The sequence below is a fragment of the Waterburya sp. genome (assembly GCF_058530065.1).
In genome coordinates this window covers 1-11,014 of sequence record NZ_JBZNBU010000270.1, presented here as the reverse complement: position 1 = coordinate 11,014, position 11,014 = coordinate 1, and the positions used below count along the sequence as shown (strand labels likewise).

General features: G+C 40.5%; 9 protein-coding genes and 1 pseudogene. 5 read left to right on the top strand and 5 right to left on the bottom strand.

Translation table 11 applies throughout. The features are described 5' to 3' along the window. Together AC33VI_RS16150 and AC33VI_RS16145 are read left to right on the top strand one after the other, a co-directional pair. Nucleotides 1-3,079: hybrid sensor histidine kinase/response regulator (locus tag AC33VI_RS16150; protein ID WP_491783289.1), on the top strand; the 3,079-nt coding region annotated here is incomplete at its 5' end. Between the two features lie 14 nt (nt 3,080-3,093). Then, nucleotides 3,094-3,755: pseudogene (locus tag AC33VI_RS16145) on the top strand (IS5 family transposase); the annotation flags it as partial. A gap of 82 nt (nt 3,756-3,837) precedes the next feature. Here AC33VI_RS16145 and AC33VI_RS16140 read toward each other — a convergent pair. Next, complete coding sequence (locus AC33VI_RS16140; protein ID WP_491783288.1) at nt 3,838-4,923, bottom strand: alkene reductase; 1,086 nt, start codon at nt 4,921-4,923, stop codon at nt 3,838-3,840. Between the two features lie 91 nt (nt 4,924-5,014). Here AC33VI_RS16140 and AC33VI_RS16135 point away from each other — a divergent pair, with 91 nt between their 5' ends. After that, the gene (locus tag AC33VI_RS16135) at nt 5,015-5,386 is read left to right on the top strand and encodes a winged helix-turn-helix transcriptional regulator (RefSeq protein WP_491783287.1); all 372 of its coding nucleotides are present in this window, start codon (nt 5,015-5,017) and stop codon (nt 5,384-5,386) included. A 6-nt stretch (nt 5,387-5,392) separates the two neighbouring features. Then, the gene (locus tag AC33VI_RS16130; RefSeq protein ID WP_491783286.1) at nt 5,393-5,836 is read left to right on the top strand and encodes a YraN family protein; all 444 of its coding nucleotides are present in this window, start codon (nt 5,393-5,395) and stop codon (nt 5,834-5,836) included. 24 nt (nt 5,837-5,860) lie between these two features. On the opposite strand, the gene AC33VI_RS16125 is transcribed toward AC33VI_RS16130, so the two are convergent. The 4 genes from AC33VI_RS16125 to murG form a co-directional block, all read right to left on the bottom strand. Beyond that, a complete protein-coding gene (locus tag AC33VI_RS16125) occupies nt 5,861-6,220 on the bottom strand; it encodes a SpoIIAA family protein (protein WP_491783285.1) in 360 nt (119 codons plus the stop codon). A gap of 157 nt (nt 6,221-6,377) precedes the next feature. Beyond that, complete coding sequence (locus AC33VI_RS16120; RefSeq protein WP_491783284.1) at nt 6,378-7,232, bottom strand: DMT family transporter; 855 nt, start codon at nt 7,230-7,232, stop codon at nt 6,378-6,380. Nucleotides 7,233-7,258: 26 nt separating this feature from the next. Continuing rightward, complete coding sequence (locus tag AC33VI_RS16115; protein ID WP_491783283.1) at nt 7,259-8,392, bottom strand: quinone-dependent dihydroorotate dehydrogenase; 1,134 nt, start codon at nt 8,390-8,392, stop codon at nt 7,259-7,261. A 20-nt stretch (nt 8,393-8,412) separates the two neighbouring features. Continuing rightward, nucleotides 8,413-9,477: an undecaprenyldiphospho-muramoylpentapeptide beta-N-acetylglucosaminyltransferase gene (gene murG / locus AC33VI_RS16110; RefSeq protein WP_491783282.1), complete on the bottom strand. Its 1,065-nt coding sequence runs from the start codon at nt 9,475-9,477 to the stop codon at nt 8,413-8,415. A gap of 162 nt (nt 9,478-9,639) precedes the next feature. Between murG and AC33VI_RS16105 the strand changes: the two genes are divergently transcribed. Further along, nucleotides 9,640-10,770 (top strand): geranylgeranyl reductase family protein, encoded by a 1,131-nt coding sequence (locus AC33VI_RS16105; RefSeq protein WP_491783281.1) that lies wholly within the window; start codon nt 9,640-9,642, stop codon nt 10,768-10,770. Nucleotides 10,771-11,014: the final 244 nt, after the last annotated feature.

Below are 11,014 nucleotides of genomic sequence, written 5' to 3'. Positions count from 1 at the left end.
TAATCTCCTGGGGTTGACAGATAACTTGCTAGAGGCTCAAACAGTAGACCAAATATTACGTTCTGCTCACTCGGTGAAAGGAGGGGCAGCGATGATGGGATTTAATATTCTTAGTCAAGTTGCCCACCGCATCGAAGATTTTCTTAAAATATTGCGGGTTCGTCATATTGGAGATCGCATTGAAACAGAAATCGAAACATCAATGCTCCAAAGCGTAGATCTACTGCGTTACATTGCTAATCTTCGCCGTCAAGGAAAAGAGGTTAGCGAATCAGAAATTAACCAACGCAGTCAACCTATTCTAGAGCGATTAAGAGAACGATTGGGAGATTTGGATGCTGCAGATGAAACTGCTCTTTTAGCGCAAAATGAAGATTTCGATCCTGCTGTCTTGATCTTTGAACAAGGGGTTGATGGGGTTTTGGATCGTTTTGAAACTCAATTATCAGAATTGAATCTTACCGAACTAGCGCAAGAGTTGTCTGCTACTACTCAAGAGTTAATCGGCTTTGGCAATATGGCAAGTCTTGAGCCTTTTATTCAACTGTGTGAATCAATTCAAGCAGAAATCGAGCGCATATCTCCTTCGGAACTTGCCACTCTAGCCCAGAAAGCTCTCAAGACTTGGAGACGTTCTCACGCTTTGGTTTTAAGGGGCAGTATTGAGAAATTACCTTCTCATTTAGAAGGCTTTAGCAACAGTCAGATCGAAGTCCCAACAGATGGTCTAGAGCTAAATAGTTCCCTAGATTTAGGAAGTTTGCAGTCGGCATTTGAGGAAAATAGTACCGAAACTCCAGATTTTGACCCTCTAGCAAACAGTTCCTTAGATTTAGAGAGTTTGCAGTCGGCATTTGAGGAAGATAGTACCGAGGAGGAGGAGGCATTCGACTCTCTATCAATTAATTCCCTGGATTTAGGGGGGTTGCAATCAGCATTTGAGGAAGATAGTACCGAGGAGGCATTCGACCCTCTAGCAGATAGTTCCTTAGATTTAGGGGGGTTGCAAGCAGCATTTGAGGAAGATAGTACCGAGGAGGCATTCGACCCTCTAGCAGATAGTTCCTTAGATTTAGGGGGTTTGCAAGCAGCATTTGAGGAAGATAGTACCGAAACTCCAGAACCCGAACCTTCTACCGTTAGTCAACCAAAAGCCAATTTAACTCCCCAAGAACGATCGCCCGTTGATAAAATCGACAAGATGGTGAGAGTTCCCGCATCTCAACTCAAACAATTTAATACTCTATTCGAGCAGTTAATTTTAAACCGTAATAGTATCAATTTACGACTGGAACAACTCCAGAATGTTGTCGTTCTAATGAGTCAGCGCATGGCTCAAATGGAAAGTTCTAACAGTCGCCTCAAACAATGGTACGATCGCGCTTCTATTGAAGGATTGTTGAGCGATCGCGAACAACCAGCTTTGAGTTTAACTTCTCTTGGCAATAATTCAGAACCAATGGGCGATCTCCAATCGGGTTTCGATAGCTTGGAAATGGATAGCTACAGCGAGATTCATCTCATCTGTCAGGAGCAAATTGAAACCATCGTGCAACTACAAGAGGTGGCAGAAGATATTGAACTGGGGGTACGGGAAGTTTCTCAATCAGTTAGAGAACTACACTACACCACCAAATCTATGGGAGGCAATGTTAATCGCACCCAAATGTTACCCTTCGCCAATGCGGTCAAACGCCTACCTAGAATTATTCGTGAGCTGAATCTTAAGTTTCAGAAACAAGTCAATCTCCAAATTATTGGCGAAAATACTTTACTAGATCGTTCCGTAATCGAAGCTTTGGGCGATCCTTTAATGCACCTGTTGCGTAACTCTTTCGATCATGGCATAGAAGAACCCGAACAACGGATCGAACGAGGCAAACCAGAAATAGGCACTATTACTATCCAAGCCAGAAATCAAGGTGCTTATACTATGATTACCCTCCAAGATGATGGAGGGGGAATAGATCCCGATAAGATACGCGATCGCCTTTGTCAGATGGGTTTTACGCCATCGGAAGCCCAACAAATACCCGAAACAGATTTATTAGATTTTATTTTTGAACCTGGATTTAGTACAGCAAAAGAAGTTACCGAACTTTCTGGTAGGGGTGTTGGTATGGATGTGGTCAAAACCAACCTGCAAGAAGTTCGCGGTGACGTGAAGGTGGATACTAACCAAGGAAAAGGAACTATTTTTACTCTCACAATTCCCTTTACTTTGTCGATTTTGCGGGTAGCAATTGTCGAACAGGGCGGTATTATCTTTGCCATTCCTGCCGATAGTATTAGGGAATTAATCGATTCTCCTCCCGAAGCTATTTTAAATACAGAAAGCGATCGCATCATTTGGAATCAGACGGAAATTCCTTTAATTGAGATCGATAAAATTTTACTTTACGCTCGCCCCCATCATGGGGTTAGTTTAACTGGTACTCCTACGATTAATCAGACTATGACCCTAGTAGTTGGAGACGAAACATCTTTCCGCGCCCTAAAAATAGATCGTTTCTGGGACGAGCAAGAATTTACCATTAGACCCATTGACAGTCTGATACCTTTAGCTCCTGGGATAGTTAGCTCGGTGATTTTGGGGGATGGAACAGTTATTCCTGCCCTCGATCCGATGGCGTTTTCTGTTGAAGCGATAAGTCAGTCAGAAAATAGCGATCGCTCTAATAGTCACAATGCTCAAACTATTAATATCCCTAACCTTAAAACGATTCTAATTGTCGATGATTCGATTAACGTCCGTCGCTATCTCGGTCTAACCCTAGAAAAAGCAGGCTATCTAGTAGAAGAAGCCAAAGATGGTCGAGAAGCAGTAGACAAACTGTTGGCTGGTTTAGAAGTCCAAGGAGTTATCTGCGATCTAGAAATGCCTAGATTAGATGGTTACGGAGTTCTAGAAGAGATTAAAGAGCAGTCAGAATTTGCCGATTTGCCCATTGCCATGCTAACTTCTCGTAGTAATGACAAACATCGTAAGCTAGCAATGAATCTAGGAGCTTCTGCTTATTTCTCTAAACCCTATAACGAACAGCAGTTATTGACTAAATTAAGCGAAATTTTAGCGTAAATGTTTAAAATCTTTATTATCTAAAAACAGGATGTCAGTGGGAATATCTTCCTCGGGATTTTCCTCCTGCTTCAACCGTATATAGCTATTATCGAAGATGGCAAAGAAAAGGAATTTGGGAAACCATCAACCAAAAGTTGAGAGAATTAGTCCGAGAACGAGAAAATAAATCTCCGCCGTCTACAGTAGCGATCGCTGATAGCCAATCCGTCAAAACGACGGAAAAAAAAGGGAAGTATCTGGTTACGACGGTGGAAAAAAAGTCAAGGGACGTAAAAGACAGATTTTGGTAGATAGTTTGGGATTGGTTCTCAAAGTCATAGTAGCTGAAGCCAATGCCAGCGAGAGAATATTAGCAGCTTACGCCATCATGGAATTGATTGAAAAACAACCATCTGTATTAGAGAAAGTCAAATTGTTTTGGGTAGATTCAGGATACAAAGGAGATAATTTCGCTTTGGGAGTTTGGTTAATGACTCAGGCTAGAGTAGAAGTTATTAAACGCCAGAGTAAAAAATTTGAAGTCTTACCAAAAAGATGGATTGTCGAACGTACTTTTGGCTGGTTTAATTGGTATCGTCGTCTTTCCAAAGATTACGAAAAATTACCAGAAATGAGTGAAACTGCTATTTATGCAGTTATGACACCCATTATGTTGCGTCGTTTAACTGCTTAAGCTTTACTTTATAAATAGGCTCTGAAAGAATCAATTTATTTCCCTTTACCCTTTTCTCTAATAACACAGACAGATACGTAAACTACAAAAAAGGATAATCGGTATAACCTCGATCGGCATCTTTTGTATCCCCTCTACCATAGGAAGTAGCAGGATCGAATTCATTTAATTCTGCATTCTGTTTGAATCTGGCTACTAAGTCGGGATTGGCTATATAAGGTCTACCATAAGAAACTAATTCGGCTTTTCCTTGCTCAATTACTTTATTTCCCGTATCTTTATCGTAACCGCCATTGGTAATAATCGTTCCTTGATATAACGGACGAAAGACGGGTAAGACTGGGTGGATCTTAGCACCATGTTTTAAGTCTGCTTCGCTTGCTTCCATGAGATGAATATAAGCCAAATTGAAATCATTTAATTTATTAATAACATAACCAAATGTCCCTTGAGGATTGGAATCGCTCATGCCGTAAAAAGTGTTGCTGGGAGAAAGTTTAATTCCTACAGATTGACTATCCCATTCTTGAGTTACCGCTTCGACTACTTCCAATAAGAAACGGGTGCGATTGGGAATACTTCCGCCGTATCGATCCGTGCGTTGATTTGTACCATCTTGGAGAAAGCGATCGATTAAATAGCCGAATGCGCCGTGTAATTCTATGCCATCAAAGCCAGCTTGTTTGGCGTTAGCTGCTGCGGTGCGAAATTGCGCCACAATTTCAGGTATTTCAGAAGTTTCTAAGGCGCGGGGTGTTTCAATGTGTACTTTCCCTACGGGAGTGTGTAATTGACCTTTTGGAGCGATCGCACTGGGGGCAATTGGTTTTTTGCCATCGAGTAAACTAGAATGAGCTATTGCGCCACTATGCCAAATTTGGAGAAAAATTTTACCCCCTTGCTGATGTACCGCATCGGTAACTAGATTCCAGCCTTGAATCTGTTCTTGATTATAAATACCTGGGACATTCATGTAGCCCAAACTCATGGGAGATATGGCAGTACATTCGGTAATAATTAAACCCGCAGTCGCCCTTTGGGAGTAATATTTTGCCATTAACTCTGTAGGAATAGTGCCATCGGCACGCAAACGAGTCATGGGAGACATGACAATACGGTTGGCTAAAGCGATCGCACCTAACTGAAAAGAATCAAACAGATTGGACATATATTTAGTTAGCAATAAATACCTTATTGATATGATTAAGCCAATGCCTCTAAGGAATCAAGAAGGTACTAATAAGTAATATACAGACCAAATGGTGCGTAAATTAATCAGAAATCGTCCCGAACCCGAGTTGTTCACCATAAATTGTCCGACACAGCAAGTTTTAGATATTATTGGCAATAAATGGAGTGTAATTGTAATTTATTGTTTGGCTTATCAAACCAGACGCTACAAACAATTGGAACGGAAAATAGAAGGGATTTCGCAAAAAGTTTTAACTCAAACTCTACGTAAATTAGAGAAAAATGGATTGGTCAAAAGAGAAGTATATCCTGTAGTTCCCCCTCAGGTTGAATATTCTCTTACTACCCTAGGAGAAACAATAGTCGAACCCCTATCTTTGTTGGCAGAATGGAGCGAGCAAAATATGGCAGAAATTGAAAAATATCGTAATTCTCAATAACTTTTCATGCAGGATATTGGTACTTTAGGGGAACAGTTAATAATCAGGTGGCTAGAATTATCTAACTGCAAAATATTGCAGCAAAATTGGCGTTGTCGTTGGGGCGAAATAGATATTATTGCCCAAGATTGTAGGGATGAAACTATTCTGTTTGTAGAGGTAAAAACTCGCAGTAAAAATAACTGGGACGAAAATGGATTGTTGGCTATCAATGCTGGCAAACAAGAGAAAATTATTAAAACTGCGTCTTCATTTTTAGCAAAATATCCACAATTAGCAGAGTTTCCCTGTCGTTTTGACGTGGCACTAGTTAGTTATATGAAAACAAAACAACCAGCCGAACTAAAAAATATCGAACAATTGCAGAATTTTGATTTGGGCATACCAGTCGCGATCGCACCATATCGATTAACGATTGAAAGTTATATTCAGTCAGCTTTTGAAGTTTAGAAGATAGCTGTTGTTGAATAATCTTTAACTATTAATCCATTGTAAAGCTCGTTCTTTATCGGCAAAAGAAAAATATTTTACTTCCGTAGTTAGTGCTAACTTGTTGCCTAATACAGCAAATCTTTGCCACCATTTGCTATCTGCCACAATAGCTTCTTTATCAAAATCTCGGAAATGTTTTAGAGCAAAACTAATGTCCTTAATTAAAGCTTTAATCGACATACCTTGCATTTTATTTATTTCAGCATAAATCCTAAGCTTGTCATGGGTTTTCAGCTTTTGTTCGATCGCCTGAGTAACTAGGTTGATATCGTCAGATTCGATTTTTCCTGCGATCGCGAATCCAATTGTTTTTTCCGAGTTGGTGGAAATTAGCTCTAACATATTACTTCCCCCATAATTTGGGACTAAAATATTAGTTATTTAACTAATATCTGTAGCTGGATGAATTAGATCGTAGCTCTAAAAAAATAGCGATCGCGAAAAGATTAAGCTTTTTTTAATTAATAACTATCAAAATATTCAATGTTTGGTCATTTCATCAATCGTGAGATTTCATTTTTAAGATAATACAGCCAGCCAAAATAATTAAAATAGCCCCAAAATAAGAATTACTATCTAGTAGTTCGTCCCAAAATAACCAACCTAAAAAAGTTCCAAAAGGGACAGAAGTATAAGTAAAAATTCCCACACTCGCAGCAGGAGCATTTTGATATCCGCGAGTTAATAATAATTGACCGATAGTAGTAGTCAATCCGATCCCTAATAACATTAAATATTGTTTTAAAGTGGGAGATTGCCAAGACCAAATTAAAGGTATAGCTGAAACACAAAGACCAACCATAGCGAAATAAGTCACGATCCGTAAAGTTGGTTCTGTCGCCGAAAGCCTGCGTACGGATACAAAAGCCATTGCAGCCATCAAACTACTAGCCAAGGCAACTAAGCTTGCTGGATTAGTATCTCCAGTCGGTTCTAAAATCAAAAAAACGCCAATAAATCCTAAAATACCAGCTAAAATTACCTGCCTAATTATTTTTTCTGACAACCACACAGCAGAGATAAAAGGAATAATTAAGGGGATGGTACATTTGATTAACATCGAATCTCCTAAAGGGATTTTACCTAAAGCATAAAAAAAACAATACATTGCCCCCATACCAAAGCCAGAACGAATTAGATGGAGGTGTAAACGTTCTGTTTTTAAGATTTTGAGATTAGCCTTTAAGAGAAAAGGCGCAAGAATAACCAACCCAAAGAAATTACGAAAAAATACAATTGATTCATTAGGTAACGAGGCAGAAATCGATTTAATGATAGCTGCGCTGAGAGCAAAGCTTAATTCTGAAGCAACGATTAACAATGCTCCGCGCGCGATATTTTGACGGTTAGTCATTAGAAAAATATTTCAAATAGTGATTTTTACTCGTGTTCTAAACCGACAGCTTCGCTAATATTATTCAATCCTTCGCGATCGAGTCTGGTTAATAAACCCGATAAAACATTTTTCACCATCCAAGGTCCTTCGTATACCCAGCCAGTATAAACTTGTAGGATACTTGCCCCTGCAATAATTTTTTCCCAAGCATCTTCTTCGTTAAAAATACCACCCACACCGATAATCGGCAATTTACCGCCTGTTTCTCGATAAATAAAGCGAATAACTTCTGTAGCTCTTTCTTTGATAGGTAAGCCACTAATTCCCCCTGGCTCATCTTGAATGCTTTTGCCTGTTTCTTTAAGAATTTTAGTATTCAAGCGATCGCGACTAATAGTTGTATTGGTAGCAATTACCCCAGCAAGATTGTAATTATCAGCCAAATTGAGGATATCCTTAATATCTTCCCATTCCAAATCGGGAGCTATTTTAATTAGAATCGGTTTTTTTTGGGTATTTGCGGTTTGCAAGCCCGATAGGATTGGTTCTAACTGTTCCCCTGCTTGGAGCGATCGCAATCCTGGGGTATTGGGAGAACTAACGTTAATGACAAAATAGTCGGCAACATCTTCTAAATATTGAAAACTGCCTACATAATCTACTGCTGCCTCTTCTAAAGGAGCAATTTTCGATTTACAGAGATTAATCCCAATGGGAATTTTACGGGCTTGTCTGCGCCAAGATTGCGCGAGAGTATCTGCCATGACGGCAGCACCTAAGTTATTTGCACCCATGCGATTTAAAGCAGCTTGATCTTCGGGGAGACGAAACATCCGAGGACGAGGATTTCCTGGTTGGGCGTGGAGGGTAACCGCACCTAGTTCGGCAAAACCAAAACCAAAACTACTCCAAATATTGGCAGCCGTGCCATCTTTATCAAATCCTGGTGCTAACCCAAAAGGATTTTTAAAATCTAAACCCCATAATGTTTGTTGTAGGCGAGAATCTTGGAAGCAAAAAGATTTTTCTAGTTGCTTAATGGTCAAATTACCCCAAAGAGAATGACGATTAACTTCGAGGTTATGCAAAATATCGAGCATCTGGCGGTGGGCGGATTCGGGATCGCTTCTAGCAGAAGCAAGTAGTAAAGGATAAAGAGGCTTGGTGTAGTTGAGCATTATTTCTATCTGACTACTATTTATTGGTTAACTAAGTTACGAATTATCTGTGCCAATCTGGCGGCACTATCGGTAACGGCGAGACTTTGAGCTTTATTTGCCATTTCTGCTAACAATTCTGGCGATCGCAACCAACGGCATACTTTTTCTTGTAAAATCTCAGCAGTAAGCTCCGATTGCTGGTAAATTGCTGCTGCCCCTGCATCGGCTAGTTCTTGGGCATTATAAGTTTGATGGTTTTCTGCTGCGTAGGGATAGGGAATCAATACCGCAGGAGTACTAGTAAAAGCCAGTTCGGTAATTGTACCTGCCCCCGCTCGACTAATGGCTAAATTGGCTCGCTGCAATAATCCTGCCATATTGTCTGAGAAAGGTAAAGCAATATATTGAGGATGCTGGAGACTATCTAGATCGGGATCGTTTTTGCCCGTCAGATGGACTACATAAGCACCCAAATCGAACCAAGCAGGGGCAGCTTCTCTGACTAATTTATTGACGGCAACTGCTCCTTGAGAGCCACCCACTACCAGAATTACCATAGCATCTTGAGGAATATCTAGATTGATCGGTTGAGGCGTGAGAAATTGCGCTCGCACTGGAGTACTGACATAAACTGTTTCACTTTGAGGTAAGTAGTTTGCAGTACCATTAAAGCCCAAAGCCGTAATATTGCACCAACGACTGAGAAATTTGGTAACTTTGCCAGGAATGTAATTTGATTCGTGAATTACCGCAGGTTTGTTTTCTAAACGTGCGGCTAAAATAGCAGGGGCAGCAATATAGCCTCCCGTAGTAAAGACAGCATCGATTTGTCGTTCTTGGATGATTTTACGGGTTTGGAAAATAGAAGCAATAAAGCCCGAAATTATTTTGAGAGTTTTGAGGCTCAATTTTTGTTGAAAGCCTTCTACAGGAATAGTATGGAGGGGATATTCATCTGGTACGAGACTGGTTTCCAAACGATTGGCAGTACCCAACCATTCGATTTCATAATCGGGTAACTGTTGGGCTAAAGCGATCGCGGGAAATAAATGACCTCCCGTACCGCTTGCTGCGATTAAGATGCGAGTTGGAGATGGTGGCACTTTTTACTTATCGGCAATTAGTTATCAATTCCTTATTGTACTCAAGCACATTTTTTACCGTAGGGGCAGAATTGGTAAAACTGTTTGTTGACCGATCTGTTTGCCTTGAATTACTGTGTAAAAGGTTGAGAGACATTTCTTAATAAAAATAAGGTATTAATAATGTTTGACTGTATTATCGTAGGTGCAGGCCCTGCTGGAAGTAGTTCTGCTTATCATTTAGCTAGCAAAGGAAATTCGGTTTTAGTATTAGATAAAGCTAATTTTCCTCGTAAAAAATCTTGTGGCGGTGGAGTTTCTCCTGCAATCTCTCAATGGTTTGATTTTGATTTTGCCTCCGTCGTACAAAACCAAGTCTCTCAAGTTAAATACACTTTCAACCTGAAAGATCCTGCGGAGGTGGAACTTAAAGGTGTAACCCCTATGTGGATGGTGCAACGAGATAAGTTTGATAGCCTATTGATCGAACAAGCTGTCAGTAAAGGTGCAGAATTTAAGGCTGGTGTAGAAGTCCAGGAAGTTAAGCTAGAAGGGGAAACTTGGCAAGTTACTACTAACGCAGGTCAATTTGCAGGAAAATATTTAATTGCAGCCGATGGTGCAAATAGTAGAGTTGCCCAGCTATTAGGATTCGCCGAAGCCAAGCAAACCTTAGCTGCTAGTTTACAAGTACCAGGAGAATTAAGCGATCGCCGTAAAGTAACGGCTTTCTTCGATTTTGGTTCTCTGAAAAATGGTTTTATGTGGTGTTTTCCTAAAGCCGACGGCTATTCCTTGAGTGCTGCTTATGTCCGCAACCCTAAAGGCAAAGCTGACGAATTGAAAAAACAACTATATAAATATGCCGAATTATTTGGCACAGATCCCAGCCAGGGAGAATATAGCGAACATCCTTTAAACTTGTGGGAGTCCAATCGACCTCTCCATAGCGATCGCGCTTTACTAGTAGGAGAAGCAGCAGGCATGGTCGATCCTCTGATTGGGGAAGGTATTCGTCCTGCTTTATATACTGGAGTTCAAGCTGCTAGTGCTATCGATAAGGCGATCGCTGGAGATGACAATGCTCTAGCGGATTATAGCGAAACAGTAAATCAAGAATGGGGTGCAAATCTAGCGAAGGCAGACTTTTTAGCAAATTTATTTTTCAAAGCTCCCAAAATTGCCTACAAAGTGGGAGTTAAGCGTCCTACTGCGGGTCAATTGATGGGTAAAATTCTTTGTGGAGAATTAAGCTATTCTCAAGTAGCCGAAAAAGCTACCAAGAAGCTGAAATTTATTCCTGGTCTGGGTTAAAGAGTAACCTATAATTGAGGGTGACCCCGCGTCGCCGTAAGGCGCAAGGGAACGCACCCGAACCCGAAGGGCTATAACTCATAACCTATAATAGGAAGCCTGTGGGGGATTAGGAGAGTGATTTCTGATTTCTAATCCCTCTTTTGTCATTCCTTTAACCCTTAACCCTTAACCCTTTCCCAATCTCTATTATGCAATTGGTTTTGCACGATTACTTATGTCTGGTTGGCAATTTTGGATCGAT